This window comes from Streptomyces sp. MMCC 100 (assembly GCF_041538145.2).
Classification (GTDB): Bacteria; Actinomycetota; Actinomycetes; order Streptomycetales; family Streptomycetaceae; genus Streptomyces.
This window is the reverse complement of record NZ_JBGORK020000001.1, coordinates 8,242,949-8,269,065: the sequence shown is the minus strand read 5'-3', so window position 1 is coordinate 8,269,065 and position 26,117 is coordinate 8,242,949. Positions and strand designations below refer to the sequence as shown.

The following is a 26,117-nucleotide window of genomic DNA, read 5'->3' as shown; positions in this document are numbered from 1 at the left end:
GGAGCGGATCGGCAAGCGCATCAACAACGAGCGCGTCGACGAGGCCCTGTCCGTCAACCCGGACATCGTCTCCACGGCCTGCCCGTTCTGCCTGGTGATGCTCACCGACTCCGTCAACGGCAAGAAGAACGACGGACAGGCCAAGGAGTCCATCCAGGTCGTCGACGTCGCCCAGCTCCTGCTCGACTCCGTCAAGACCCCGGCCGACCCGACCGGCGAGCCGGAGCCGGAGAGCGAGCCGACGCCGGAGCCGGTGAAGTAACCGCCGCCCCCCGCTCGACCGACACCCCCGCGTCCCTTCCGGACCCGGGGGTGTCGCCGTATGTCGAACACGTGCATCATTACCCGGTCGTTGTCGGTAATGGTGGTACGGGTCGATACGGACGAGGTGAACGGTGCGGCGCCTGCGAAGAAGCACCCTGACCGGCACAGCCGCCGCCGGCTGCCTGCTCCTGCTCGCCGCCTGCGGCCACGGCCCGGCACCCGCGGCCAAGGAGGCCGCCGCACCCACCCCCGTACGCGCCGCCCAGGCCCCCGCGCCGCTCCCCGTCCCGCGCGGCGAGGGCAGCGAGGTCCCCGACGACTTCAACGGCGACGGCCACCGCGACCTGGTCCTCGACGACCTGGTCACGGCGGAGAGCCACGCGGACGACGCCGGCATCGGCATCGTCTACGGCTCGCCCCGCGGACTCGTGCCGGAAGCACGGCAGTTGCTCACTCCCAAGAAGTACGCGGCGCCGGTGGACGGCCAGTTGCCGGCCGTCTTCGAGGCGGAGGCGAGCTGCGACCTCGACGGCGACGGCTTCACCGACCTGGTGGTCACCACCGACCCGCCCTACGACGGCCAGGGCCGCCCCCCGGTCCCCCTCCAGCTCCTCTTCGGCTCCCCGTCCGGACCGGCCGGCCGCGCGGTCCCGCTGACCGTCCCCGACCGGGCCCGGTACGGCAACGACTGGCCCGAGCGTCCGGTGTGCGGCGACTTCGACGGCGACGGCGCCCAGGACCTGGTCGTCCACGCCTCGGCCGGCCGCCTCAGCTATCTGCGCGGCCCCTTCACCCGCAAGGGCGCCCCGCACCGGGCCGGCGCGCCCGTCCCCTCCCCCGGCGAGACACCGACCGGCCCCGCCGCCGACGTGAACCGCGACGGGTACGACGACCTGGTCGTCCGCACCTCGGCGGGCCCCGGCAAGGCGGCCGTCGTCCTCGGCGGCCCGGACGGCCCGAACCGCACCGGGGTCACCCTCCCCACCGGCATCGACGTCGCCCTCGGCGCCTTCGGCAACGGCAAGGCGCTGGACGCGGCCGTGGGCACCCTGGACGGCACCGCGATGCGCTACGACCTGCCCACCGCCGCACGCGGCACCCTCGACACCCCCGGCTCGATGCTCGACGCCGCCGACCTCGACGGCGACGGCCTGAGCGAGCTGGTCTCCAGCGGCTCCGGAGTACGTGTGTACCCCGGCCGCAAGACGGGCCCCACGACGCGGGGCACGGTCACGGTGCGGCCCTCGTCGGCGGGCACGACACGGGTGCTGGCGGCCGGCGACTTCGACGGCGACGGCCTGGCGGACCTGGTGCTGCGGACGTACCAGGGCGACACGAAGGACACCGTCGAGGTCCACCGGGGCGCGCCGAAGGATCTGGTGACGGCACGGGCCGCGGTCACGTTCTCGACGTCGCAGTTCCTCACCCCGTAGGGGACCGGCGGGCGCACGCGCGGTTCGCGCCGGTCAGACCCCGGGGAGGCCTCGGGGGTCCCCCGTAAGGGATGTCACAGCTCGGCCGCAAAGGACCCCCCGAACGGCCGGGCCCCGCACGTCACTCTCCGGGACCAGGTACGTTCGAAGGCGTGGCTGGATTCAGGATCGGACGCGGCCGGGACAACGGCGCTCCAAACGCGCGACCGCAACGCCCTCCGTACGGACAGCAGGCGCCCCAAGGACCGTCGTACGGCGGTCCGGCGACGCCTCAGCAGCCGTACCCGCAGCCGCCGTACGGAGGCGGCGCCCCCGGCCCGGGCCGGGGCCCGGCCCCCGGCGGATCCCCGTGGCCGCAGGCACACGGCGGCGGTCACGGCGGCGGCCACGGCGAGCCGGAGTACTTCGGCGACGGCGGCTACGGGCAGGGACCCGGCGGACACCCCCAGCAGGCCCCGTACGACCCGTACGCGGCCAACAACCCGGGCCACACCCAGGCGTTCACGGTCGACGACCCCTACAACCAGGGCGACACCTACCGCGCCGGTTCCGCCCCCGCGCCCGGCCCGGTCGGCCCCCGCCTGCACTGGAAGGACCTCCTGAAGGGCGTCGTCCTCGCGCCCAACCAGACCTTCCTCCAGATGCGGGACTACGCGATGTGGGCCCCGGCACTCATCGTGACGTTCCTCTACGGCCTGCTGGCGGTCTTCGGCTTCGACGGCGCCCGCGAGGAGGCGATCAACGCCACCCTCTCCAACGCGATCCCGATCGTCCTGACCACGGCGGTCGCGCTGGTACTCAGCGCCTTCGTCCTGGGCGTGGTCACCCACACCCTGGCCCGCCAGCTCGGCGGCGACGGCGCCTGGCAGCCCACGGTCGGCCTCTCCATGCTGATCATGTCCCTCACGGACGCCCCGCGCCTGGTCGTCGCGATGTTCGCCGGCGGCGACGCGCCCTTCGTCCAGATCCTCGGCTGGGCCACCTGGGTCGCGGCCGGCGCCCTGCTGACCCTGATGGTCGGCCGCTCCCACGACCTCCCCTGGCCGAAGGCGCTCGGCGCGTCCGCGATCCAGCTGATCGCCCTGCTGTCGATCGTGAAGCTGGGCACGTTCTAGCCGTCCGTGTACGGCAACGAGGAGGGCCCCCGGCGTGACGCACACGCCGGGGGCCCTCCTCGTTGCCGCCGCCTCGCCGGTCAGGCGTCGAGCACCTGCCCCTCCCGCCGCACGACGGGAGGCAAGACACTCCACGGGAAGTTGATCCACTCATCGGTCCGCTTCCACACGTACTCGCACTGGACGAGGGAGTGCGACTTCTCATAGATCACCGCGCTGCGGACCTCGGCGACCGTGTCGAGGCAGAAGTCCCGCACCAGCTTGAGCGTCTTGCCGGTGTCGGCGACGTCGTCGGTGATGAGGACCTTCTTGTCGGAGAAGTCGATGACGTTCGGGACGGGCGCGAGCATGACGGGCATGTCGAGGGTGGTCCCGACCCCGGTGTAGAACTCGACGTTCACGAGGTGGATGTTCTTGCAGTCGAGCGCGTACGCCAGCCCACCGGCGACGAAGACGCCACCGCGGGCGATGGAGAGCACTATGTCCGGCTCGTACCCGTCGTCGGCGACGGCCTGCGCCAGCTCGCGCACGGCGACGCCGAACTGCTCGTAGGTCAGATTTTCCCGAACATCACTCATGCGCGCGTCCCGCCTGCGTTCTTGCCGCTCATACCTGGGTCCGATGGAAATTGAGGTAGGACCGGGAGGCGGTCGGCCCCCGCTGGCCCTGGTAACGGGACCCGTAGCGCTCGCTCCCGTACGGGTGCTCGGCCGGCGAGGTGAGCCGGAACATGCACAGCTGCCCGATCTTCATCCCCGGCCACAGCTTGATGGGCAGGGTCGCGAGATTGCTCAGCTCCAGCGTCACGTGCCCGGAGAAGCCCGGGTCGATGAACCCGGCGGTGGAGTGCGTGACGAGCCCGAGCCGCCCGAGCGAACTCTTCCCTTCGAGCCGCGAGGCGAGGTCGTCGGGGAGGCTGATGACCTCGTACGTACTGGCGAGCACGAACTCGCCGGGATGCAGGATGAACGGCTCGTCGCCCTCCGGCTCCACGAGCCGGGTCAGATCCACCTGCTCGACGGAGGGGTCGATGTGCGGGTACCGGTGATTCTCGAACACCCGGAAGTAGCGGTCGAGGCGCACGTCGATGCTCGACGGCTGCACCATGGAGTCGTCGAACGGATCGATCCGCACCCGACCGGAGTCGATCTCGGCCCGGATGTCCTTGTCTGAGAGAAGCACGCACCGAGGATACGCAAGGCGCGCGGAGCAACGACAACCGCCGCCGCGCCGCGCGCCCGAACCAGCTCTGCGTTCTGTGCTACCGCTTCCCCGCTACCGCTTCTCCGCACCCACGGGCACAGCACTCCGCAGCCGCGCACACCGCGGACATCGGACGAGCCGACCGGGGCCGAGTCGCTCGGCCTGCTGCATCGGGAACGAGGTGGCGGTGAACACGTGCCCATCGGCACAGCGGACGACGGTGCGCTCCATCAAGTCCTTCAAGTCCCTTCCCCAAGAGCCGCGTCTGGCTTACTACCCTGACGACAAAAGCCACAGTACGGGATGAAAGAGACGACTCTCCAGGCGGCACTCCGCCCTCGCGCACACCCTCTCCAAGGCCCCCACCGTACGCCCCAACCCCTGCCCCCCGCAGCCGCATCAACACCCCCCGGAACGACCACCGGCCCCACGGCGCGAACACCGGGGGCCGGGCATGGGGTAGAGTGAGCGAGCGTCCAGACACCGGCCGTGGCCGGCGTCTTACGCGGGTGTAGTTTAATGGTAGAACATCAGCTTCCCAAGCTGAGAGCGCGAGTTCGATTCTCGTCACCCGCTCCATGCAGAACCCCCAGGTCAGTGACCCGGGGGTTTTTTGTTGTCCAGACCGGTGGGCGGGTACCGCACCACAACCGCACCCGCTTCGCACGTTCGACTCGTACGAGGTCGTCCAGCCCGGCGGCTACCTCCCGTTGCGCCGGTCCTCGTCGGAGTGCTGGTAGACCAGCGCCGCCTTCTCGGAGGACTGGCCGGCGCGCACCGCCCCTCGGCTCAGACCTTCTCCGCGCTCACGCGTGGATGCCCGGCAGTGAGCAGCCCGATGTCTTCCACACCGGAGGTCAGGATCGTCACCCGGCCGGGACGCTGCAGGGCGGTCGCGCACAACATGGCGTCGATGGCGTACTTGTGGCCGTGCCGCCCCGCTGTGCGCAGCAAGGCGGCAGCGGATTGCGCGACAGCCCGGGTCACCGGCTCGACGGCCAGCCGGGACAGGGTCCACTTCAGCGCGGCGTCGTTGATCTTCGGGCGGATCACCTCGACCAGCACAGCAGCTGACGTGATCACTGGCAGGTCCGCGTCGCGAGCCGCCGTCAGCCACTCGTGGATTTCCCGATCACGCTGTACGGCCTTCGCCAGGCCCTCGCTGTCCAGGACCAGGGCACCGCTCACGCGGCCGCCCCAGCCTGCGAATCGCCGCCGGCCAGCCGGGCACGCTTGGCCGCCACGGCCGCGGGATCGGCCGGGCCGTGCTCCTTGTCGAAGTCCGCGATCAGCTCGTCCAGGTTGGCCGAGCCGACCTCGCAGGCTCCGTCCGGGTGCCAGAATGTTCCTGGGGAGAGGGGTATGTCATGGGGTTCGGATTCCGTGTCGGTGTGCCTGGGATGAGTGTGCGGGTCTCCACTCGTGGAGTGCGCACCTCGATCGGGCCACGTGCCGCGAGGCTCAGCGTGGGCAGTGGCGGCGCCAGGATGTCGACCGGGCTCGGCCCCTTCTACGCGTCGAGTTCCCTCGGCGGCAATCGACGGCGCACCAGTACGCGGCGTACGACACGATCTCGTACGGTCGCCCCGTCAGTCGCGCAACTGGACCGGGCGCGTCGTCAGGCGGAGCGGGCTCAGCAGGAGGCGGAGCGCGATGCCGCCATCGCTCAGTTGCGCGAGCTGAGGCGGCAGATGACCAGCGTTCACCTGGAGTCCTTCCCCGCGGCGCATCCACCCGTCATCCCGGACGTTCCCCGACTGAGCCTGCCCTGGGCGCTCGCCGAAGCCCGGACGTTCCACCTTCAGGGCTTGGGGCGGCTGGCCCGCGCGGAGAGGTCTGCGGCCAAGCAACGGGCGGAACGGGACGCGCCCGCCTACCTGGCCGCCGAGACAGCACGACTGCGAGAGATCCGCCATCGGTTGACGGACGAGGCCGGACACTGGTGGCAAGCCCTGCTCGCCAATGACGAGGACACCGTCTGCGAAGCGGTGAACACCGCCTTCTCGGACAACCCGGCCGCCGGCTGTGCCGTAGGCGTGGACGGCTCGGTCCTGTCCGTCGTCGTGCGACAACAGGACCTCGACTCCATGCCCGGTCAGACGCCTGGGCTCACGTCCAGCGGACGCCCGACGCTGAAGAACCTCACCAAACGGGACCGCGTCCTGTGGTGGCTGACGTCCATGGGCTCGAACATCGTCGCCACGCTGAAGGAGGGCTTCGCCACCGCACCCGGCATCACGGCCATCGACCTCGCCGTACTGACCCGCCTGCCCGACACCCAGCGCCTCGGCTTCGTGGCCTATGGCCGCTGGACGCGCCAGGCGATCGAGTCCACGCCCTGGCGGGAACCCGAAGACGCCCTGCGCTTCCAGGACATCGGGCAGGACGTCGCCTGCTCCGTCACCACCACCGCATCGGGCAACCTGTCCAGCGCGGTCAAGCCGCTGGAAACCAGCCGCGTGCCCGGCCTCCAGGACCTGCTCGACCACGCGCAGGACGAACCCGGCGCCGGCGAACCGTCGCTCGCTGATATCGACGTCACCCTCGGCTCCCACACCCCGCCCGACGACCGCGCCCCACTCACCGATCCCTACCGGATCAAGCCGTTCGCCGAATGGAAGCAAGAGACGTCGGCAGGACCGCCTTCGGCACCTCCCACACCGCCGGCGCCCGCTGCCTCGCTCATCCCCGGCCAGACCCTTGTCCTGCCCGAGGAAGCCTGGCAGGGGCTGCGCGTCGCCTTCAGCTTCGCCGGCGCGGACGCGGACCTCACCCTCTTCCTGACCGGTGACAACGGCCGGGTGGCGGGCGACGAGGACTTCGTGTTCTACAACCAGCCCTTCGCTGCCGACGGTGCTGCACGGCTTCTGGGCAAGCACCGGGAGGGCCCGCACTCCGTCGAACGCGCCACCGTCCACCTGGCTGCCCTGCCCGAGCGAGTGCGCCGCGTCGCCATTGCCATCAACATGGACGTCGACTCGGGCCTGAACTGCGGCGCTCTCACCCACGCCGCCTTGCACATGGACTGCGTGAACGGGTCCGCATGGGCTTTCCAGCCCTCCGCAGACCCGGACATCCGGGCCATGGTCGTCGCCGAGCTGTATCAGCACACCGTCGACGGCCGACCCGCATGGAAACTACGGGCCCTCGGCCAGGGGTGGGCGGACGGCCTCGACGGCCTCGCCCGGGCCTACGGAGTCGACGTCCAATGACGGCCGGAGGCCGCCGCGTATACGCATCCGCAACCTCAGCGCTGGTCAAAGCCGTAGCGCCCGCCCAAGCGCCGTCGCTTCCCGAGCTGAGGGCGCGAGTTCTCGGCTCGTACGACGGCTTCGCCGCCCCGGCACCGCGTGATGGCCGATCCGAGGGCCGTGCCGTCACGACCCGCCTTCCCTCGCCGTGACGTCGTAGGTTCTCCTCACCCGGCCGAGCCGATGTCGACGGCGTCAGCGCCGAAGGTGGCGGTGAGTGCCTGCGCGATCAGACCGGGAAGCTCGGTCCGTCCGTCGTCCTCGGCCCAGCGCACCAATGCCGTGTGCATGGCGGCCAGACAGGCGCCGGCCGCCGCTCGGGCGCGGAACGCCGCGTCGGGATCGGTGACATCGTCCCCCAGGGCTTCGACGATCGCCTGCTGAAGGGCGTAGTGGTTGTCCAGGTGCCTGGCTCGCAGGGCAGGTGTCGAGATCATGAGCCGGAGGCGGGCGAGCAGGAACCGGTCGCCCGCCGTCGGGTCGTCCGGGCGGCCGCCGCCGGTCAACGTCGCGGCCGCGTCGACGAGCGCACTGCTGATACGGCGGACCAGAGGCTGCGCGGCGGACGTGGCGGCGATCCGCTCGGCGACGAGCGGGCCGTTCTGGTCGACGAGCACCAGGTCTTCCTTCGTGGGGAAGTGCCGGTACACGGTCATGGGCGACACGCCTGCGGCTTCGGCGATGTCGGTCACGGTCGTGGCGTCGTATCCGCGCTCGCTGAACAGCCGTACCGCGAGCGCCTGAATCAGGCGCTGCGTCTCCGCTCGCCGTTGTGCTCGCAGTGTTGAGTGCTGACCCACCATGTGGTAGACCCTACCTTAGTGATAGTCACTACCAGATTGGTAGTGACTCACGAGAGTGAGGGGTGGGGCATGAACGATGTGAACGACCTGACTGGCAGGACGGCGCTGGTGACCGGCGCGTCGCGCGGCATAGGACGAGCGATCGCGGTCCGGTTGGCTGCGAAGGGGGCCGCGGTCATCGTGCACTTCGGCGCGGACGAGGACGGTGCGGCAGCGACGGCCGACGAGATCGAGCGTGCCGGTGGAACCGCGATCACCGTCCGAGCGGAACTGGGCGTGGAGGACGACGTCGACACACTCTTCGCGGGAGTCGAGGCCGCACGGGCCGGGCGGCCGCTGGACATCCTCGTCAACAATGCGGCAGCCGCGCCCGCCGGCCCTCTCGGGACCACGACGCGCAAGGAGTTCGACCACCTCTTCGCGGTGAACGTGCGAGCGCCGTACTTCATCATCCAGCGAGCACTGCCCTTGCTGCCCGACGGTGGCCGCATCATCACGATCTCCTCCGCGGCGACCCGGATGGCCACTCCCAGACCTCCTTCGCCATGACGAAGGGAGCGGTCGAGACGATGAGCATGACCTTGGCCAACGAGCTCGGAGTACGGGGAATCACGGTGAACGCGGTTGCTCCCGGCGCCACTCGGACCGCGACCAACGGATCGTTCTTCGAAGCACCGGGCCTGGCGGAACTCATCGCCGGCACGACGGCACTCGACCGGCTGGGCAGACCCGACGACGTCGCCGACGTAGTCGCGTTCCTCGCCTCCGACGCGGCGCGCTGGATCACCGGGCAGGTCATCGACGCAAGCGGTGGCCTGTTTCTCGGACCGCGCGTCTGAAAGTCGGGCGGTGTTCTGGGTGTCGGTGGCCCAGGCGATGTGGTCGTCCGGGCGGATCAGGAGGGTGGTGCGCAGGGGCCCCGCGGGGGTCACGACGCGCAGCCACCGCGTCTCCGGCACCGGCCGGCCCCGGGTGACGAGGACGAAACGGCCCTCGCGCAGCACCTCGTGCAGCCGCTGCCCGCCCGCGATCCGCAGGTCGGGTGCCCGGCGGCCGGTGAGGCGGTGGCTGCCGGGCGGGGGGAGGAGATGCCGATGCCGGACAGCAGGCGCTCCCCCGTGGCGCTCGTCACCTCCTCCGTCATGGGGCTCGGACACGTCTTCAGCGTCGTGTCCTTCATCACCGTGATGACCTCGGGCGTCACCGAGGAGGACCAGGGCGTCGTCGGCGGCCTGTCCCAGCTGCCGCAGTACGTGGCCGCGATCGGTGTCTCCGGGCTGAGCGCGATCGCCGCCGCCCGCACGGGCGCCCTCTCCCTCGGCGCCACGCCGTCCCGCGCCGACGTCCTGGGCGGACTGCACGCGGGCATGGTCACGGCCGGTGTCGTCGCCCTCGCCGGTGCCCTGCTCGTCGGCACCGTACTGCGCAAGCGGACCACGGCGTAGGCCGTCCCGTGTCCGGCCCACGGCACCGTCCGCCGGCACCGTCCGCGCACCCGGCGCGGCCGTCCGCCGCCACTCGGCGGACGGCCGCGCCGCCCGTGTCCGAGCCGCGCCCCGCGCCTTCGCCTGCGAGGAAACCGTCCATGAACGACAGCCGACTGCGCAGGCCCTCCGCCCTGCGCACCCTGCGCGTGGGTGAGCTGAAGGTCAGCTACGTGCCCGACGGGGCGATGCTGCTGAAACCGACCGGCGCGCTGCCCTCGGCCGTCGACCGCCAGTGGAGCAGCTACGGCACCTACCTCAACGACACCTGCCGGCTGGTCGCCAACACCGGCGGCCTGCTCGTCGAGCTCGGCACCCGGGGCCTGCTGATCGACGCCCGTTTCGGCCCGCACGCGGTGCCGGAGGACCCCGCCCACCCCTACCGGGGCGCCGTGCACGGCGGTTCGCTGCCCGGCAACCTGGCCCTGCTCGGGCGGTCGCCGGGGGACATCGAGACGGTGGCCTTCACCCACCTCCACACCGACCACACCGGCTGGGCCCGTGTCGAGCCGCCCCTGTTCACCCGGGCCACCTTCGTGATCCCGAAGGCCGAGTGGGACCACCGCGACCCCGCGGTGGCGGCCCTCGAACCCCGCAGCCGGCTGGTGCTCGCCGGCGACGAGGTCTTCCCCGGTGTCCACGCGCCGGCCCTGCCCGGCCACACCGCGGGCCACACCGGCTTCGTCATCGCCTCTCACGGCACGCGCCTGCTCGCCTTCGGGGACGCCCTGCTCTCCCCCCTCCAGATACGGCACCCCCAGTGGTCCGCGGTCTCCGACGCCGATCCCGCCCGGTCCGAGCGCCACCGCCGCCGTTTGATCACCGAACTGCTGCGCCCGGACACCCTCGGCTTCGGCATCCACTTCGCGGACGTCGTCTTCGGCCGCGTACGCCCGGACGGGAAACGGACGGTGTGGCAGCCGATGTGACGGACCGGCAGCGGCACCGGCCCCGCCCTGCCCTGTCCTGCCCTGCCCCGGGGCGGCGCCTGACGGTGCGTCGGGTTGTCCGCGAACTCCCCCGGGATTGTCCGTGATCCGTAACGGACGCATCCTCTGGCCACTTCCTCCCGTCCTGTCTTGTGGTCCCCGACGTGATCGGGGACCGGCGGTGAGTGACTACGCGAAGGCGGGGCGGCGGACATGGCACGGCACGGTGGTGGACGGGGCTGGTACGGCAAGGTGGTCGGGGCGGCGCTCGGTGTGACGGTGCTCGCCGTCGGCGCCTCGATGTGGACCGCGCAGGCAGACTCCGTCGGCGGCGGTGCGACGCCGAAGGCGTCCGCGTCGGCCACGCCGGGCAACGGCACCGAGCCGGTCGACATCAGCATCGCGCACGCCTCGGACGCGGGACCGCGCGGCGTCAACATCACCATCGACGACGGCCCCGACCCCGCGTGGACGCCCCAAGTGCTGGACCTGCTCGACGAGTACGGGGTGAAGGCGACCTTCTGCATGACGGGCCTCCAGGCCGAGGCGCACCCGGACCTCGTGAAGGACGTCGTCGCGGCCGGGCACCGGCTGTGCGACCACTCGGTGTCGCACGACACCGCCATGGACAAGAAGTCCGAGGCCTACCAGTCCAAGGAGATCCTCGACGCCGAGCGCATGATCACCGAGGCGTCCGGGGGCGTACGGCCGATGTACTACCGGGCACCCGGCGGGGCCTTCACCCCCTACAGCCGCAAGCTCGCCGCCTCCCGGGGCATGCGCCCGCTGGGCTGGAACGTGGACACCAAGGACTTCGAGCGGCCGGGCACGGACGCCATCGTCGCCACCGTCCAGCGGGAGCTGCCCAACGGGCCGACGATCCTCTTCCACGACGCCGGAGGCGATCGCACCCAGACCGTCGAGGCGCTGCGGCGCGTCCTTCCCTGGCTCGAGGAGCAGGGGTACGACTTCGGGTTCCCGGTGCGCTGAGCGCGGCGGCCGCTCAGACCGTCGGGGCCGGCTCCGGGATCCTGGCGGCGACCGGACGGCGGCGGGTCGGGACGCCGAGGGTCGGGTTGGCGACACCCCAGGCCGCCGACCTGCAGACGAGTTCCTTGTAGACGGCGGCGAGCCGTCCGGTCAGGGCCGCGCGCACCGCACGGTCGTCGGCGGTGACGTACTGGATCAGGCCCTGCCTGCGGCCCAGGGAAATGCACTGGTTGAAGTAACGCGGCGTCACCTCAGGGAGCTTTCGGCCGGTCAGGCGGGCCGCGATGGCATCGGCGGCCTGCCAGGCGCTGGGGACGCCCGAGGCGCACGACATCCGCAGGGGCTTGTCGCCGGGGCCCGCCGCCAGGGCCGCGTCGCCGACGGCGTACACGTCCGGGTGGGACACCGAGCGCATGGTCCCGTCGACCACGATCCGCCCCGTCCCGGTGACGTCCAGCGTGGTGGCCTTCGCCATGGGGTGGACGGCGAAGCCGGTGGTCCACACCGTGACGTCGGCCGGGACGGCCGTGCCGTCGGCGGTGACGACGTGGTCGGCGGCGACCGTGGTGACGGCGGCGTTCTCGTGCACCGTGATGCCCAGGGTGCCGAAGACCTTCCGCAGGTGGCGGCGGCCCTTGGGGGAGAGCCAGTCGCCGAGTCCGCCACTGGCCGTGAGCGTCACGTCGAGGTCCGGGCGGGTCTCGGCGATCTCGGTCGCGGCCTCCAGGCCGGTGAGCCCGCCGCCGACCACCATCACGGGCCGGCCGGTCTCCAGAGCGGCCAGGCGGGCGCGCAGCCGGAGCGCTCCCGGACGGCCGGCGATCTCGTGCGCGTGCTCCACGGCACCGGGCACGTCCTGGGGGTTCCAGGCGCTGCCGAGGGCGTAGACGAGGGTGTCGTACGCCAGTTCCGCGGGGCCGCCCGGGCCGGTGACGGCGACGGTCCTGCGGTCGACGTCGACACCGGTGACCGTCGCGATCCGCAGGTCGACCCCGGTGCCCGCGAACATCTCGTCGAGGGGCCGGGGCGCGAGGTCCTGGCCGACCGCGAGCTGGTGCATCCGGACGCGTTCGACGAAGTGGGGCTCGGCGTTGACGAGGGTGATGGCCGCGTCCGCGCGGCGCAGTCGCCTGGCGAGCCGCCCGGCGGCGACGGCTCCGGCGTATCCGGCGCCCAGGACGACGATGCGGTGCTGCGTGGGGTGCTGCATGACGTGCTCCCTTGTCTCCGGCCGCTGAGGCTCTCCAGCGGGACTCGCCCCTTGAACCGGGCAGCCCGCCGATTCCTGACTGCAGCGGGGAGTGACGTACGTCACGTGGTGGCCAGAAGGCGTCGCAAGGCGTCAGAACGCGTTGAACAGGGGTTCTCCGTGGTCGGCGTCCGCCCACCGCCGCGTGGCGCGTTCGAGCTTGTCGGGGTTGACCTGGTTGCGGAAGCCTGCGATCCCCTCGGGGGTGACCTCCAGGCACATGATCCCGATGACCCGGCCGTTCACGACGGCCACCACGGCGGGGTCGCCGTTGGCGACGGCGGCGTAGATCTCCGCGGTGCCGCCGGCCAGGTCGCGCTTGGCCTTCCCGGGCTTGAACAGGCCCCGCATGAACGTCGCCACGGCGCGGGCGCCCTCGAACGCCTTCGCGCGGGCCGGGACCTTTCCGCCTCCGTCGCCGATCGCCACCGCGTCCTGGGTCAGCAGACGGACCAGCGGTTCGGTCCGGCCGCTGGTGGCCGCCGCGAGGAACTCGTCGACGACCCGCCGGGCCGCGCCCTCGTCGATCTCCGTACGGGCCCTGCCCTGCGCGACGTGCTTCCTGGCGCGGTGCAGGGTCTGCTGGCTGGCGTCCTCGGTGATGTCGAGGATCGCGGCGATCTCCCGGTGCGTGTACTGGAACGCCTCGCGCAGGACGTACACCGCCCGCTCGCCCGGTGAGAGCCGCTCCAGCAGCGCGAGGACCGCGAAGGAGACCGACTCGCGCTGCTCGGCCGTCTCCGCCGGGCCGAGCATCGGGTCGCCGGCGAACAGCGGCTCGGGCAGCCACTGGCCCACGTAGGTCTCACGCCGTGCGCGGGCCGAAGTGAGCTGGTTGAGGCACAGGTTGGTGAGGACCTTCGTCAGCCAGGCCTCGGGGACCTCGACGCGCTCCACGTCGGCCGCCTGCCAGCGCAGGAAGGTCTCCTGCACGGCGTCCTCGGCCTCGCTCGCGGAGCCGAGGAGGCGGTAGGCGATGGCCTCCAGACGGGGCCTAGAGGCCTCGAACCGCTCCACGTCGCTCACGGTCAGGGCCATGGCTCCGGATTGTAGTCACGCGTCGGGCCCCGCGTCGGGCCGCGCGTCGGGTCGCGCGTCGGGCCCCGCCTGCGCCACGCCTCAGCATCCGGCCGCCTGTCCCTTCACGTCCTCGAGGACGTTGACCCGTGGTTCGCCGATGAAGCCGAGGGCGCGCGGGGTGGTGAGCTCGTCGACGAGCGCTTCCCCGGGGCCGCCCGCGGAGGTGATCGCCCTACTTCGAGCCGCGGTTGAAGACCGACTTCGACCAGAAGTAGCCGAGTGCGCAGAGAGCCACGCACCAGGCGAGGGCGAGCCAGCCGTTGTGGCCGATCCCGGTGCCGAGGAGCAGGCCGCGCAGTGTCAGGCGGCTACTCCGGGAGCCCGTGGGCCGCCACGCGCTTCACCGTTCCCTCGGCCAGCCGGTAGGACAGGCCGACGACCGCGCACCGGCCGGCGGCCACCTCGTTCGCCAGCAGCGCCGAGCGCCCCACCAGCCCGTCCACGCTCCTGCGGATGTGTTCGTCCACGAACTCGTCGATCTCCGTGCGGCCCAGGGCACGTGCCGCGAGCACGCTCGGGATCACCCGTTCCACCACGTCCCCGAGGTAACCGGCCGGTGCCGTGCCGCCGCGCTCGGTCTCGGCGGCCGCGGTGACCGCGCCGCAGGAGTCGTGGCCGAGTACCACCACGAGCGGTGCGCCCAGCACGTCGACGCCGTACTCGACGCTGCCCAGTACCTCCGCGCCCGCCACATGGCCGGCCGTCCGCACCACGAACAGGTCGCCCAGCCCCCGATCGAAGATGATCTCGGCCGCGAGCCGCGAGTCGGAGCAGCCGAAGAGCACCGCGAACGGATGCTGCCGCGGGGCCAGCTCCGAGCGCCGGTCGGCGTCCTGGTTGGGGTGCAGACGGTCACCGCTCACGAAGCGGGCGTTGCCCTGCAGCAGCGCCGCGTAGGCCTCGGCAGGGGAGGAAGGGCTCAGGTCAGGCATGAGTGCAAGGTACTGGCCCGGTCGCGCAACGGCGGGCAGGCGGTACAGTGGCAAAGAGTTGCAGACTTCTTCAATTCAGCAGTTGCCTTGATTCATACATCCTCCACGGGCCGACGAGAGGCGATCGGGATGCCGGTTCCGCTGTACGAGGCGAAGGCCGACTTCTTCCGGATGCTGGGTCACCCCGTACGCATCCGGGTGCTGGAACTGCTGCAGGACGGGCCGAGGCCGGTCCGCGAGCTGCTCGCGGAGATCGAGATCGAGCCCTCGAACCTCTCCCAGCAGCTCGCGGTGCTCCGCCGTTCCGGCATCGTCACCGCCACCCGTACCGGCTCCACCGTCGTGTACGAGCTGGCGGGCGGGGAGGTCGCCGAGCTGCTGGCCACCGCCCGGCGGATCCTCTCCGAGCTGCTCACGGGCCAGCGGCGGCTGCTGGAAGAGCTGCGGACCGCGGAGCCCGCCCGATGAGCGGGCGCGACGACTCCGAGCGCCGGTTCGAGCGGGGTGTCGCCCTGCGGGCGGGCTTCTACATCTTCGGCACGCACCTGTTCGCCGGTTTCATCTGGCTGCTCTTCTACGTGGGCGAACACGCCCACAAGTGACCGGGCGCCGCGGCGCTACGCCCGCGGGTCACCCGGCTCGGGCTGTCCGGCCCGGAGGTCCGCGAGCAGTTCGGCCTGTCCGGCGAGCACGCCGGAGAGGATGCCGCGCGCGACCCTGAGCAGCTCGGCGACCTGCGGGCTGGTCAGGGAGTAGTACACGGTCGACCCCTCCTTGCGGGACACCACCAGGTTCGCCCGGCGCAACACCGCGAGCTGCTGGGACAGATGAGCCGGCTCGATCCCCACCTCGGGCAGCATCTCCGCCACCGCGTGCTCCCGCTCGCTCAGCAGTTCCAGGACGCGGATGCGCGCCGGATGGCCGAGTGTCTTGAAGAACTCGGCCTTCAACTGGTACAGCGGCGTGCTCATCGTGCCATCGCCTTCCTCCCACCGCGGCGGCGCCGCCCGGTCGCCCGGCCCTGGACGCGTCGCGCCCGCCCCATCCTCATCAGCATGCCGCCCATCCTCGCCCGAGCCACCCGTCAGGCCGAATCCGTCGGGCGAATCCGTCACTCGACTCCGCCGCAAAGCGCCCGGTCCCGCCACGACGGTGCGGTGTTACTCCGACCGGCTGTGGACGGACGGCACGCTCCCGACCGCCGGGCCAGGGTGGGCGGAAGGCGATCCGCACGGCGGGAGACGAGGCAGGCGCGATGGCGGAGGAATGGCAGCGCGCACCGGGCGAGGAGCCCTCGGTCGACGAGGGCGCCGGTGAGGGCTCCGACGACAGTCCCGGCAACGGCCCCGACGAGCCGTACGCCTCGCTTCTCGACCTGCCGCTCAGCTCCGACCTCAACCGGATCGGCGAGCAGCTGTACGCCCTGGCCCGCGCCCAGCGGACCCTGCAGGAGCTGCTCCAGGCGGTGGTGAACATCACCGGCGAGCTGGAGCTGCCCGCGGTGCTGCGCCGCATCGTGCGCACCGCCATGGACCTGGTGGGCGCGCGCTACGGGGCCATGGGCGTCCTCGACCAGGAGGGCAGGCTCCTGGAGGAGTTCATCCCGCTGGGGCTCACCGCGCAGGAGCTGGCCGACCTGGCGGGGGTGGAGCTGCCGCGGGGCAGGGGCCTGCTGGGCCACCTGATCCACCACCCCGAGCCGCTGCGGGTCAAGGACATCTCGCGCCACCCGGAGTCGGCGGGCTTCCCGCCCGGACATCCGCCGATGCGCAGCCTGCTCGGGGTGGCGATCAGCGTGCGCGGCCGGATCTACGGCAACCTCTACCTCTCCGAACGCAAGGACGGGCAGCCCTTCGACCGGCACGACGAGGGCGTGATCCGCGCGCTGGCCGGCACGGCGGGCGTGGCGATCGAGAACGCCCGCCTCTACCAGCAGGTCCAGCACAGCAGCGAGCAGTTCCAGCGACTGCTGCTGCCCCGCCTGCCCGACCTGCGGCCCTTCACCGCCGGCGCGGCCTACCGCCCGGCGAGCGCGCCCGCCGCCGTGGGCGGCGACTGGTACGACGCCATGCTGCTGCCCGGCGGGGCCTGCGCGGCGGTGATCGGTGACGTCGTGGGGCACGACCTGCGGGCCGCGGCCGACATGTCCCAGATCCGCAACATGCTGCGCGCCCTGTACTACGACCTGAGCGTCCCGCCCAGCAAGTCCCTCACCCGGCTCGACCGGATCATGAACGCGGCCCTGGACGAGGCGCCCATCGCCACGGCATTGCTCGCCCGGCTGGAGCCCGCCGACGGCACCTGGCAGCTGCGGTGGTCCAGCGCGGGGCACCCGCCGCCGCTCGTGCTGCTGCCCGACGGCCGGGTCCACTACCTGGACGTGGAGCCCGGACTCCCCCTCGGGGTGGCGCCCGAACTGCCGCGCCCCGACCACTGCAGGCCCCTGCCGGTGGACAGCACCGTCGTCCTGTTCACCGACGGCCTCGTGGAGGTGCCCGGCCAGCCGCTGGACCGGGGCCTGGACGCGCTGGCCGTCACCGCCTCCCGGCTCGTCGGACTGCCGCCCGACGAGCTGTGCCGTGCCCTGGTCGCCCACCGGCCCGGCAACGGCCACGACGACAAGGCCGTCATCGCCCTGCGCACCCCGCCCCTGACCGGCTACGGCTCCTCCTGAACCCGGCCGGTCCGCACGTCACAGGGGAAGGGTGACCCAGATGCTCTTGCCCCGGCCGTCGCGGTCGCCGCGGACCACCGCGGTGCCGCCCAGGGTGCCGGTGAGCTCCATGACGGTCGCCAGGCCCCCGGTCCGGCGGCCCACGGTGTCCGCATCGTGCAGACGCGGCTGGTGGGGGTGCCGGTCGTGCACGGCGAAGGCCAGGCAGTCGGCACCGGCCGCGTAGGTGACGGTCACCTGCTCGGTCGGCGGTGCCGCGTGGCGGACGCTGTTGGTGACCAGTTCGCTGAGGATCAGCAGGGCGGGCGCCACGGTGGGATGCCCGGGGTTCACACCCCACTCGACGAGGGCCTGCTCGGCGGTTTCCCGGGCCACCCGGACCGCCGGGGGCGCCGCGGGCAGGGTGAGCACGTGCCGGTGGGGCAGGGGCTGAAGCAGGGTGCTCATCGCGTCTCCACATGAGAACCCGGTCCGCGGCTGCCTGCGGACCCGGGCCCACAGCATCCAATGACTTGCCGACTTTCGCAATTCAGCATGCGTGCGGATCGGGCCGTTCCGGGACCGCCCGGGCGCCCGGGGACTCTTCAGGACCGCCCCGCGTCCCAGGCCCGCCTCAGGCCGCCTCGAGCCGCGGTTCGGGATGTGGCGGTGGGACCGCGATCGCCGGTTCCCACTCCTTCGTGGTCCGTACGTAGCCGTGGATCACCGAGGCCATCGACAGCAGCAGGAGCGGCCCGAAGATCCACGGATGCCGGGCCATCTCCAGCGACAGGCAGCGCGTCGACGCCAGGATCGCGGTGAACACCACCGCCCCGTGGGCGACCAGCAGGCTTCCTGACCGGTCCCAGCCGCGGTCCAGGGCACGCAGCCCCGCCTCGACCGTGATCGCGAACACCACGCCGGCGACGAGGTCGATGGCGTAGTGGTAGCCGAATCCCAGCGTGGCGGTGAGCGTGGCGACCAGCCAGAACGTCCCCGCCCAGCGCAGGACGCGCGGTCCCTTCCGGGAGTGGATGAAGATCACGGTGGCCCACGCGGTGTGCAGGCTGGGCATGCAGTTGCGGGGGGTGACCCCGTCGTACGTGAACGGGTGCGGCACGCCGATCGGCGGTGGCGTGTGCGGCCACAGGTCGGCGATCGCCCACTCCGCGCCGCCGGTGCCGAAGGCCCCGGTGCCGTAGGCGAAGACCGGCCCGACGACCGGGAAGACCATGTAGATGCCCGGTCCGAGCAGTCCTATCAGCAGGAAGGTGCGGACCAGGTGGTGGCGCGGGAACCGGCGCTCGGCCGCCACCTTGCGCAGCTGGTACAGCGCGACCACGACCGCGGCCACCGCGAGCTGGACGTAGACCCAGTCCAGTACGTGCCCACCGACCGCTCCCGTGGCCCGCACGGCCCGTCCCACCAGCCACGACGGGTTCCCCAGCGCGTGGTCGGCGGTCGCCACGTACGGGTCGAGCACCGCCGGGCGGGTCTTCGACGTGATCAGCAGCCAGGCGTCGCCCGTCTTGCGGCCGGCCACCAGCAGGAGGCCGAGCCCGACACCCTTCAGCAGGAGGATCCGTTCCGGGCCGGTGCGCCGCGTCACGGCGACGACCCCGCAGCCCAGGACCGCCCACAGCGCGCCGTTGCCGAAGGAGTGGCTGCCGGACGCGGTGGCGTCCGCCGCCCACCGCACCAGCACGACGGCGAGGTCGATGCCGACCGCGACGGCCGCCGCGACGAACCGTTCCCGCCAGGTCAGGACCACCATCGTGAGCGCCAGACCGGCGTAGAGCAGGGGCCCCGACGCGGGGGCGAACACCAGCTCCTCGGCCTGGTTGGTCATCGGCCCCGGCAGGCCGTAGCGGCGCGCGGCGATCTCCAGCGCGATGAGGAACGCGAGGGTCGCCACACCCGCCACGGCCCAGAGTCTCGCCCGCGTCCGCCCCCGGGGTATTCGCGGAGTTTCCCGTGATGACATGCACAGGAAGACGAACGGATCACTGACTGAGTTCCGGCTGCCAGGAGAAGCCGTCCGGGTCGTCGAACGGGCGGGTGCCGCCGGAGACGACGAGACGGTGGGAGCCGGTGCCCTCGACGGGCACGCCCGCGACCTTGGCGAGGGCACGGCGCTTGTAGAGGGAGAGCTTGACGGTGCCCGGGCTGGTGGCGAACTCGACGTACTTCCCGCCGAAGCTCTTGCCCACGGCGAGGCCCTGCTCGACGTAGAACCGCTTGGTGGCCTTGACGTCCTCGACGCCCAGGAGCAGCACGATCTCGTCCACGTCGCGGGTGACCGGGCCGGTGTCCCTCTTCGCCGAGGTCGCGATCTGCCAGACCGTGCCGTCCGGCGCCCGCACGACTCCGCCGTAGCCCCACAGCGACTTCGCGGCGGGCTTGAGGACGGTGGCGCCCGCGTCGACGGCGGCGGTGAACAGCGCGTCGACGTTGCCGGGCTGGGCCACCACGAGGGACAGCGTGAAGCCGCGGAACCCGGTCGTCGGGGTGTCGCAGGCGCGGACCCGCACCCGCGACTCGTCGAGGCCGAAGGCGTCGGAGTAGAACCGGGCGGCGGCCTCGGGATCGGCCACTTCAAGGGTGACGGAGTCGATGGAGTTCATGTCCTCGACGGTATGAGCGGGCGGGTCCCCGGTGCTTCTCGAAAACTGACCGGCTGCCCCGCCCTGCCGGAATGTTCCCGCGCCAGGCAGACTCTGCGGCACAGGCACGACCACGGAGGATGACCACACATGATCACGCTCACCAAGGAAGGCGGCCCCGCGGACCTGGACGGAGTGACGCACCTGTCCATCGGCGTCTCCTGGGACCCCACCGCCGGCAGCAGTGGCGGAGTGCTCGGCAAGCTGCGGCGCAAGACCGGCACCGACCTCGACCTGATCGCCGTCGCCCTGCAGGGCGGGGACCCGGTACGTCTCGCCGGACTCGACTCGCTCGACCCCATGGGCAACGGTTCGCTGCTCCACAGCGGCGACAACCAGACCGGCCACGGGGACGGTGACGACGAGACGGTGACCGTCGAGTTCGCACGGCTCCCGAGCGTCATCACGTCGATCGTGTTCGTCGCCGCCGCGTACAAGAAGGGCAGCTCCTTCCAGAAGGCGCGCAACATCAGCTTCAAGGTCTACGACGCGACCGGGGGCAGCTCGGAGCAGGTCGCGGACATCTGGCCCAGCCTGCTCAGCCAGGACAACGGCTGCGCCGTGGCCAAGGCCGTGCGGGTCGGCGGCGCCTGGAAGCTGGAGGTCGTCAACGAGACGGGCAAGATCAAGCAGGGCGACGAGCACGCCCTGATGCGCTTCGCCGTCAGCAAGTAGTCCAGCCCCTCCTGCGGTACCGGCCGTCCTGCGAACGGCGTCCGCCCAGGCCCCCGTGCTCCTGTACAGGTAGGTGTCCCGGCCGGCCGCGTACAGGTCGGGCCGGCCGTCGTGGTCGGTGTCGCCGGTGCCCACCAGGTGGTCGTAGGTGTTCCAGCCGCCGCCGATCCGGGTGCGGGGCGCCAAGCGGCCGTGGCCGAGGCAGAGCCGGAGCCGGAGCACGGGATGGGACCCCCCTCAACCGTTGTGTCGCCTCGCGCGAAGATCCGCTGGAGGACGACAGCGCGCTCCCCGGGAGGTCACCGGTGTCGTTCCGCCCGGCGTCCGGCGCTCACTCCCCGCCGACGCCGGTCCACGCGTCCGGCCGCGGGGCAAGTACCGCGCCGGTCACCTCGGCGGACGAGGCCATGACGTCGGCCGTGAAACGGCGCCGGCCGACACCGAGCCGGCGCAGCCCCGCGCCGTGGTCGGCGGCGACGACGAGGGTGGCCGCGAGGAGGAGCAGCCGCCACAGGGCCATCACGGGGCGGCGCGTCACGGCGGGGAGCTCGGCCAGCGAGTCGTGCAGCCGTTCGCAGTGGAAGGGGACGTGGCGCCGTTCGTCGGCCAGGATCCGGCCGGCCACCTCCGAGGTCAGCGCGTCGTCGGTGCCGTCCCGCAGGGCCCGGTAGTAACGCAGCGCCACGACCTCGGCGATCATCAGCACCAGCAGTTCCGTACGCAGGCCCAGCAGCCGCCGCAGCCGTACGAACACGGTGTCGCTCCAGTGGCCGCTCAGCGTCGGCCTGCCGCCCGCGGCCAGCAGCCGGGCGAGGAGCCGGGCGTGGTTCTGCTCCTCGGCGACGAAGAGCCGCACCGCCCGCGCGTAGTCGGCGTCGCCCGCCTCCTCGGCCTTGGCGACGAGGTTCGCGCCGTCACCGTCCTCGCCGACCTGGAAGCGCTGGATGCCCGCCCACACCGCCCGGTGCAGCACGGCGCCCCGCGCCCAGTCCGGGTCGCCCTGCGCCCGTCTGCGCTCGCGCTCGTCCTCGAACCGCCGTGTCCACTTGGCGAACCCGTCCGTACCCACTGCGCCGCCCCTCTCCGGGACACGGCCGCCGTGCCCTGGAAGGTGACGACGCAGGCGAACACCGAACCGTTCCGGGCCGATCCCTTCAGCGGCCCGGGCCGGACTCGCGACCCCGCGCCGACGTGTCCTTTGTCTCGGTACGGGGGTTTCCGCCCCCCGTACCGGCGACATCGGCCGTGCCGACGGGAGAAATCGGCCGTCCTCCGGGGAATATTCCCGGACGGCCGGCCCGGCCGGGATTTTCGTCGGCACCCGGCCGATCACGGCGTGCTACTGTCGAGGGAAGTTGCAGTTGTGGTTGCCTGAAGGTTTTTCCGACGGGGTGATCATTGCGGCGACCGGAGTGCACACAGGGTGGACTCCGAGCACCGTACCGAAGGAGAAAAACATGGCTTCCGGCACCGTGAAGTGGTTCAACGCCGAAAAGGGCTTCGGCTTCATCGAGCAGGACGGCGGCGGCCCCGACGTCTTCGCCCACTACTCGAACATCAACGCGCAGGGCTTCCGCGAGCTGCTCGAGGGTCAGAAGGTGACCTTCGACATCGCGCAGGGCCAGAAGGGCCCGACGGCCGAGAACATCACCCCGGCCTGACGCTCTCGCACACTCCGCAGCTGGGGCCCGCACCTTGGGGTGCGGGCCCCAGCTCGCCGCGTTTCCGGGCGCACGGCGCCCCGCGGGGGTCACGGATTCGACCCCGCACATTCGCTTTCACCGCGTTTCCCGCATTCACCAATTCTCCTGGTCCGCTCGGCCTGCCGCGCCGAAATCGACCGGGCCGGCTCGTTCTTGCGATTCCCTGCGCCGCTCTTCCGCTGCGGGTCTCCCTTGATACGTGCCGTATCGAGGAAGGTTCCCCATGAACCGCACACGCACCAACGACCGCCGACGCTCCGGCGAAGGCCCCCGCCGCTCCCGGTCGGCCGGCCGCTCCCAGAACACCGGCCGACGTCCGGCCGCCGCCCCTCAGGGAGGCGAGTTCGCACTGCCGAAGACGGTCACCCCGGCGCTGCCCGCCGTCGAGACCTTCGCGGAACTCGACCTGCCGGCTCGCATGCTGGCCGCGCTCGGCGACCAGGGCGTGACCGTGCCGTTCCCGATCCAGGCGGCGACCCTGCCGAACTCCCTGGCCGGACGGGACGTGCTCGGCCGCGGCCGCACCGGTTCGGGCAAGACGCTCGCCTTCGGTCTCGCCCTGCTGGCCCGCACGGCCGGCAAGCGCGCCGAGCCGCGGCGTCCGCTCGCCCTGGTCCTCGTCCCCACCCGTGAGCTGGCCCAGCAGGTCACCGACGCGCTCAGCCCGTACGCCCGCGCCGCGGGCCTCAGGTCGGCCACCGTGGTCGGCGGCATGTCCATCGGCCGGCAGGCCGGTGCGCTGCGCTCCGGCGCGGAGGTCGTCGTCGCCACGCCCGGACGGCTCAAGGACCTCATCGACCGCGGCGACTGCGCCCTCGGCGACGTCACCATCACGGTCCTGGACGAGGCCGACCAGATGACCGACATGGGCTTCATGCCGCAGGTCACCGCCCTGCTCGACCAGGTGCGGCCGGACGGACAGCGGATGCTGTTCTCGGCCACCCTGGACCGCAACGTCGACCGGCTGGTCCGCCGCTACCTGACGGACCCGGTGGTGCACTCCGTCGACCCGTCGGCCGGTGCCGTCACCACGATGGAGCACCACGTGCTGCACGTGCAGGACGAGGACAAGCAGCGCGCGACCGTCGAGATCGCCGCGCGCGACGGCCGGGTCATCATGTTCCTGGACACCAAGCACCGGGTGGACCGGCTGGTGAAGCAGCTGCTGAAGAGCGGCGTGCGCGCCGCCGGGCTGCACGGCGGCAAGTCCCAGCCGCAGCGCACCCGGACCCTCGCCCAGTTCAAGGACGGGCAGGTGACGGCGCTGGTGGCGACCAACGTCGCGGCCCGCGGCATCCACGTCGACAACCTCGACCTGGTCGTCAACGTGGACCCGCCCGGCGACCACAAGGACTACCTGCACCGGGGCGGCCGTACCGCCCGCGCCGGCGAGTCCGGCAGCGTCGTCACCCTGGTGACGCCGGACCAGCGGCGCGAGATGACCCGGCTGATGTCCTTGGCCGGTATCACCCCGCAGGTCACCCCGATCCGCTCGGGCGAGGCGGAGCTGGCCCGCATCACCGGTGCGCAGGCCCCCTCCGGAGTCCCCGTCGTCATCGCCGTACCGGTGGTGGAGCGCCCCCGTCGTGCCGCCTCCGGCGCGGGCTCCGCGTCCCGCGGCCGCCGCGGCCGTTCCTCGGGACGCGGCGGCGGGCAGGGTACCGGCGCGTCGAGCCGCACCGGCGCCGCACAGCCCCGCACCGGCCAGGGGCGCGCCGCCCAGGGCCGGCCCGCCGGTGAGGCACCGCGCCGCCGACCGCGCCGCCAGTCCGCCGGCGGCTCGACCGGCGCGACCGGTTCGGCGGCCTAGGACACCCCTGCGACACCCCCCGGGAACGGACCCCACCCGCCCCAACCCCCTTGTGGAGGCATCATGCGCTGTGTCATCGCCCGGTACCCGTTCGACCTCACCAAGGGTGGGGTGCTGGACTCGATGAAGGGCGTCACGCCCGAGCCCGTCACGGGTGAGTCCGTGACGATCGGCCGTCGCCGCTACCCCGTCAAGCAGGTGGGTGAGGTCATCACCCGGCAGGACCGCCGCGACTTCTCCGGCGGCGAGGTGACCCGGGCGATGGCCCGCCTCGGCTTCACCTGCCACCCCGCCCCGGGCGCCGAACCCACGCCGTCGGCGCCCGCGGCCACTCCGGTCGAGACGGCGTCAGCGCTGCTCGGCGGCGCCACCGCCACGCGCCAGGACGTCTGAGGTCAGAGCAGGCCCGTGGCCCGGCCCCCGTCGTCCCAGCGAACCTCCAGCACGCTGGACGGCCTCGCGGTCGAGGGGGCCGAACACGTGGGGGAACGGGGTGCCCGCGGCCATGCCGGGGGGTGGGACGGGTGCGGCCGCCTCCTACCGGCACCTCACGGTGAGCCGGTGGGAGGCGACCGAGCAACGCCACCGAGTGATAGATCATCGCCCTGTTTTGACATCCTCGTCTGCGTCAACGCAGGCGATTCCGGTCCGCACCGCTACACGGTGCCACCGCGGGTTCCTGCTTCATCGACCTCTGCCGCCCCGTGAGGGGTGGTCTTACATGGTCTCCACAGGCTTGACGTCCCGCCTGTCCGGCGGTAGGTCCGACGACTCCGTTGTCAGACAAGGCGATCCTGTCATGAATCCGCGCCCCTCCGGGCCGCCACGGCAAGGAAGCCCTATACCTCCGCCCTGAAGGGTGGAGCGCTGGACAAGCGTTCGATAGCAGCTGTGCCGGGCACGCTCGACGGTGCCTGCCGCACGGGCGGGTCGCTCGGCTCGGCCGACGGCTGGGACGGCGACGGCGTGGCGGCGGACGGGCCCGATTCCTCGGTCGGCAGTGCGGGGCCGGGGCCCGGCGCCCGCGTGGAGTCGCTCGGCGCCTCCAAGCTCGGCGTGGCCTGCGGGGTGGGATCGACGAGGGCCGGGGCCATGGGCGGCGCCGGTCGCGTGGGCGTGGCGGGGGATGACATGTGCAGCGGCAGCGCGATCAGGGCGGCGGCGGCAGCGGTCGCGGCGGCCCCGGCGGCGGCACGCAGCAGGCGCCGCCGGGACGCCGCCCGCCGGATCGCCTCGTAGCGGCCCGGGGGCGGGCCGAGGAAGCCGGCGTCCGGACGCAGGACGACCAGCAGCGGATCGTCGTCGTCCCGCACGAACCCCGGCTCGTCCCGGTCGTCCCGGTCGTCCCGGTCGTCCCGGTCGTCCTGGCCGTCCTCAAGGCGTGTGGTCAAGGCTTCTCCTCAGGTGGACGCGGAGCAGTTCGCGGGCCGCGTGCAGATCGGCCTTGACGGTTCCTTCCTTGCGCCCGGTCAGCACGGACACCTCCCGGATCGGCATGTCGGCGTAGTAGTGCAGCAGGATCGGCACGCGCAGCCGCTCCGGCAGGGACTGTACGAGCAGCCGCACCGACGGGTCGGCCTGTTCGGGGTGCGGACGTACGGCGACCTCCGCGGTGACCCGGCGCACCGCCCGGCGCTCGCGCTCCAGCTTGCGCCAGTGGTCCCGGACGAGGTTGGCGGCGGTGACGTAGAGGAAACCGCGGGGCTCCTCCACGGACGTCCAGCGGGCCCAGAGCCGGGTGAACGCCTCCGAGGCGATCTCGTGGGCCGTCTCGTCGTCGTCGACGAGCCGACGGCACCAGCCGGCGAGGCGCGGATACAGGGCGGCGAACAACTCGGACGCCGCCCTGTCACGGGACCGTTTCAACGCTCTCCATGGTC

The 26,117-nt window shown here is 72.2% G+C and carries 28 protein-coding genes, 1 tRNA gene and 5 pseudogenes; 16 read left to right on the top strand and 18 right to left on the bottom strand.

Annotation, left to right across the window (positions count from 1 at the left end):
* The 3 genes from ABS735_RS38425 to ABS735_RS38415 all read left to right on the top strand — a co-directional run.
* Positions 1-262 (top strand): heterodisulfide reductase-related iron-sulfur binding cluster (locus ABS735_RS38425; protein ID WP_476755875.1); only part of this gene is annotated, 262 nt, incomplete at its 5' end.
* A 133-nt stretch (positions 263-395) separates the two neighbouring features.
* A complete protein-coding gene (locus tag ABS735_RS38420) occupies positions 396-1,697 on the top strand; it encodes an FG-GAP repeat domain-containing protein (protein ID WP_373904868.1) in 1,302 nt (433 codons plus the stop codon).
* A 71-nt stretch (positions 1,698-1,768) separates the two neighbouring features.
* Positions 1,769-2,812 (top strand): Yip1 family protein, encoded by a 1,044-nt coding sequence (locus tag ABS735_RS38415; protein ID WP_373904867.1) that lies wholly within the window; start codon positions 1,769-1,771, stop codon positions 2,810-2,812.
* 80 nt (positions 2,813-2,892) lie between these two features.
* On the opposite strand, the gene ABS735_RS38410 is transcribed toward ABS735_RS38415, so the two are convergent.
* Both ABS735_RS38410 and dcd read right to left on the bottom strand, forming a co-directional pair.
* Positions 2,893-3,390 carry a phosphoribosyltransferase gene (locus ABS735_RS38410; protein ID WP_007453367.1) on the bottom strand — a complete coding sequence of 166 codons (498 nt, stop codon included), beginning with the start codon at positions 3,388-3,390 and terminating at the stop codon, positions 2,893-2,895.
* Between the two features lie 28 nt (positions 3,391-3,418).
* Positions 3,419-3,994, bottom strand: coding sequence for a dCTP deaminase (gene dcd, locus ABS735_RS38405; protein ID WP_373904866.1), 576 nt, complete (start codon positions 3,992-3,994; stop codon positions 3,419-3,421).
* 526 nt (positions 3,995-4,520) lie between these two features.
* On the opposite strand from dcd, the gene ABS735_RS38400 reads away from it, so the two are divergent.
* Positions 4,521-4,594, top strand: a tRNA-Gly gene (locus ABS735_RS38400).
* On the opposite strand, the pseudogene ABS735_RS38395 reads toward ABS735_RS38400, so the two are convergent.
* Positions 4,546-4,832: pseudogene (locus ABS735_RS38395) on the bottom strand (hypothetical protein); the annotation flags it as partial. The gene ABS735_RS38400 and the pseudogene ABS735_RS38395 overlap by 49 nt on opposite strands.
* On the bottom strand, positions 4,805-5,203 hold the full coding sequence (locus ABS735_RS38390; RefSeq protein WP_373904865.1) for a PIN domain-containing protein: 399 nt from the start codon (positions 5,201-5,203) through the stop codon (positions 4,805-4,807). The gene ABS735_RS38390 and the pseudogene ABS735_RS38395, both read right to left, overlap by 28 nt.
* Before the next feature lie 503 nt (positions 5,204-5,706).
* Here ABS735_RS38390 and ABS735_RS38385 point away from each other — a divergent pair.
* A complete protein-coding gene (locus ABS735_RS38385; RefSeq protein WP_373904864.1) occupies positions 5,707-7,227 on the top strand; it encodes a TerD family protein in 1,521 nt (506 codons plus the stop codon).
* A 206-nt stretch (positions 7,228-7,433) separates the two neighbouring features.
* Here ABS735_RS38385 and ABS735_RS38380 read toward each other — a convergent pair whose 3' ends face one another.
* The gene (locus ABS735_RS38380) at positions 7,434-8,069 is read right to left on the bottom strand and encodes a TetR/AcrR family transcriptional regulator (RefSeq protein ID WP_373904863.1); all 636 of its coding nucleotides are present in this window, start codon (positions 8,067-8,069) and stop codon (positions 7,434-7,436) included.
* Positions 8,070-8,138: 69 nt separating this feature from the next.
* Here ABS735_RS38380 and ABS735_RS38375 point away from each other — a divergent pair.
* Positions 8,139-8,908: pseudogene (locus ABS735_RS38375) on the top strand (SDR family oxidoreductase).
* Between the two features lie 51 nt (positions 8,909-8,959).
* On the opposite strand, the pseudogene ABS735_RS38370 reads toward ABS735_RS38375, so the two are convergent.
* A pseudogene (locus ABS735_RS38370) lies at positions 8,960-9,226 on the bottom strand (FAD-dependent oxidoreductase); the annotation flags it as partial.
* Here ABS735_RS38370 and ABS735_RS38365 point away from each other — a divergent pair.
* From ABS735_RS38365 to ABS735_RS38355, 3 genes are all read left to right on the top strand, one after another.
* A complete protein-coding gene (locus ABS735_RS38365; protein ID WP_373904862.1) occupies positions 9,164-9,514 on the top strand; it encodes a hypothetical protein in 351 nt (116 codons plus the stop codon). The pseudogene ABS735_RS38370 and the gene ABS735_RS38365 sit on opposite strands and share 63 nt — an antisense overlap.
* Before the next feature lie 140 nt (positions 9,515-9,654).
* Positions 9,655-10,482: an MBL fold metallo-hydrolase gene (locus ABS735_RS38360; protein WP_373904861.1), complete on the top strand. Its 828-nt coding sequence runs from the start codon at positions 9,655-9,657 to the stop codon at positions 10,480-10,482.
* A 213-nt stretch (positions 10,483-10,695) separates the two neighbouring features.
* The gene (locus tag ABS735_RS38355; RefSeq protein ID WP_373904860.1) at positions 10,696-11,472 is read left to right on the top strand and encodes a polysaccharide deacetylase family protein; all 777 of its coding nucleotides are present in this window, start codon (positions 10,696-10,698) and stop codon (positions 11,470-11,472) included.
* A 13-nt stretch (positions 11,473-11,485) separates the two neighbouring features.
* On the opposite strand, the gene ABS735_RS38350 is transcribed toward ABS735_RS38355, so the two are convergent.
* From ABS735_RS38350 to ABS735_RS38335, 4 genes and pseudogenes are all read right to left on the bottom strand, one after another.
* On the bottom strand, positions 11,486-12,682 hold the full coding sequence (locus tag ABS735_RS38350; RefSeq protein ID WP_373904859.1) for an NAD(P)/FAD-dependent oxidoreductase: 1,197 nt from the start codon (positions 12,680-12,682) through the stop codon (positions 11,486-11,488).
* Positions 12,683-12,814: 132 nt separating this feature from the next.
* Positions 12,815-13,759, bottom strand: coding sequence for an RNA polymerase sigma factor SigJ (gene sigJ / locus ABS735_RS38345; RefSeq protein WP_373904858.1), 945 nt, complete (start codon positions 13,757-13,759; stop codon positions 12,815-12,817).
* A 214-nt stretch (positions 13,760-13,973) separates the two neighbouring features.
* Positions 13,974-14,102 (bottom strand): annotated as a pseudogene (locus ABS735_RS38340) (ABC transporter permease); the annotation flags it as partial.
* A gap of 7 nt (positions 14,103-14,109) precedes the next feature.
* On the bottom strand, positions 14,110-14,733 hold the full coding sequence (locus ABS735_RS38335) for a carbonic anhydrase (protein ID WP_373904857.1): 624 nt from the start codon (positions 14,731-14,733) through the stop codon (positions 14,110-14,112).
* A 129-nt stretch (positions 14,734-14,862) separates the two neighbouring features.
* Between ABS735_RS38335 and ABS735_RS38330 the strand changes: the two genes are divergently transcribed.
* Positions 14,863-15,201, top strand: a complete 339-nt coding sequence (locus ABS735_RS38330) for an ArsR/SmtB family transcription factor (RefSeq protein ID WP_373904856.1) — start codon at positions 14,863-14,865, stop codon at positions 15,199-15,201.
* Positions 15,198-15,335 carry a DUF6126 family protein gene (locus tag ABS735_RS38325; RefSeq protein WP_373904855.1) on the top strand — a complete coding sequence of 46 codons (138 nt, stop codon included), beginning with the start codon at positions 15,198-15,200 and terminating at the stop codon, positions 15,333-15,335. Before ABS735_RS38330 ends, ABS735_RS38325 begins: the two co-directional genes overlap by 4 nt.
* 15 nt (positions 15,336-15,350) lie before the next feature.
* On the opposite strand, the gene ABS735_RS38320 is transcribed toward ABS735_RS38325, so the two are convergent.
* On the bottom strand, positions 15,351-15,704 hold the full coding sequence (locus tag ABS735_RS38320) for an ArsR/SmtB family transcription factor (RefSeq protein WP_373904854.1): 354 nt from the start codon (positions 15,702-15,704) through the stop codon (positions 15,351-15,353).
* 284 nt (positions 15,705-15,988) lie between these two features.
* Here ABS735_RS38320 and ABS735_RS38315 point away from each other — a divergent pair, with 284 nt between their 5' ends.
* Positions 15,989-17,407 (top strand): SpoIIE family protein phosphatase, encoded by a 1,419-nt coding sequence (locus ABS735_RS38315; RefSeq protein WP_373904853.1) that lies wholly within the window; start codon positions 15,989-15,991, stop codon positions 17,405-17,407.
* A gap of 18 nt (positions 17,408-17,425) precedes the next feature.
* Here ABS735_RS38315 and ABS735_RS38310 read toward each other — a convergent pair whose 3' ends face one another.
* The 3 genes from ABS735_RS38310 to ABS735_RS38300 form a co-directional block, all read right to left on the bottom strand.
* Positions 17,426-17,854, bottom strand: coding sequence for an ATP-binding protein (locus tag ABS735_RS38310; RefSeq protein ID WP_373904852.1), 429 nt, complete (start codon positions 17,852-17,854; stop codon positions 17,426-17,428).
* Between the two features lie 166 nt (positions 17,855-18,020).
* Positions 18,021-19,310, bottom strand: coding sequence for a phosphatase PAP2 family protein (locus tag ABS735_RS38305; RefSeq protein ID WP_373904851.1), 1,290 nt, complete (start codon positions 19,308-19,310; stop codon positions 18,021-18,023).
* Positions 19,311-19,389: 79 nt separating this feature from the next.
* The gene (locus ABS735_RS38300) at positions 19,390-20,010 is read right to left on the bottom strand and encodes a VOC family protein (RefSeq protein ID WP_373904850.1); all 621 of its coding nucleotides are present in this window, start codon (positions 20,008-20,010) and stop codon (positions 19,390-19,392) included.
* A 129-nt stretch (positions 20,011-20,139) separates the two neighbouring features.
* On the opposite strand from ABS735_RS38300, the gene ABS735_RS38295 reads away from it, so the two are divergent.
* Positions 20,140-20,724 carry a TerD family protein gene (locus ABS735_RS38295; protein ID WP_373904849.1) on the top strand — a complete coding sequence of 195 codons (585 nt, stop codon included), beginning with the start codon at positions 20,140-20,142 and terminating at the stop codon, positions 20,722-20,724.
* Between the two features lie 331 nt (positions 20,725-21,055).
* On the opposite strand, the gene ABS735_RS38290 is transcribed toward ABS735_RS38295, so the two are convergent.
* On the bottom strand, positions 21,056-21,793 hold the full coding sequence (locus ABS735_RS38290) for a ferritin-like domain-containing protein (RefSeq protein ID WP_373904848.1): 738 nt from the start codon (positions 21,791-21,793) through the stop codon (positions 21,056-21,058).
* Positions 21,794-22,181: 388 nt separating this feature from the next.
* Between ABS735_RS38290 and ABS735_RS38285 the strand changes: the two genes are divergently transcribed.
* The 3 genes from ABS735_RS38285 (at position 22,182) to ABS735_RS38275 (ending at position 24,630) form a co-directional block, all read left to right on the top strand.
* On the top strand, positions 22,182-22,385 hold the full coding sequence (locus ABS735_RS38285) for a cold-shock protein (RefSeq protein ID WP_003975209.1): 204 nt from the start codon (positions 22,182-22,184) through the stop codon (positions 22,383-22,385).
* A gap of 265 nt (positions 22,386-22,650) precedes the next feature.
* A complete protein-coding gene (locus ABS735_RS38280; RefSeq protein ID WP_373904847.1) occupies positions 22,651-24,237 on the top strand; it encodes a DEAD/DEAH box helicase in 1,587 nt (528 codons plus the stop codon).
* A 63-nt stretch (positions 24,238-24,300) separates the two neighbouring features.
* Positions 24,301-24,630: an SCO5918 family protein gene (locus ABS735_RS38275; protein WP_373904846.1), complete on the top strand. Its 330-nt coding sequence runs from the start codon at positions 24,301-24,303 to the stop codon at positions 24,628-24,630.
* A 2-nt stretch (positions 24,631-24,632) separates the two neighbouring features.
* Here the strand turns inward: ABS735_RS38275 and ABS735_RS38270 are convergent.
* From ABS735_RS38270 to ABS735_RS38260, 3 genes and pseudogenes are all read right to left on the bottom strand, one after another.
* Positions 24,633-24,774: pseudogene (locus tag ABS735_RS38270) on the bottom strand (DUF952 domain-containing protein); the annotation flags it as partial.
* Between the two features lie 302 nt (positions 24,775-25,076).
* Positions 25,077-25,628 carry a hypothetical protein gene (locus ABS735_RS38265; RefSeq protein WP_373904845.1) on the bottom strand — a complete coding sequence of 184 codons (552 nt, stop codon included), beginning with the start codon at positions 25,626-25,628 and terminating at the stop codon, positions 25,077-25,079.
* Complete coding sequence (locus ABS735_RS38260; protein WP_003975205.1) at positions 25,612-26,103, bottom strand: RNA polymerase sigma factor; 492 nt, start codon at positions 26,101-26,103, stop codon at positions 25,612-25,614. Before ABS735_RS38260 ends, ABS735_RS38265 begins: the two co-directional genes overlap by 17 nt.
* Positions 26,104-26,117 lie beyond the last annotated feature (14 nt).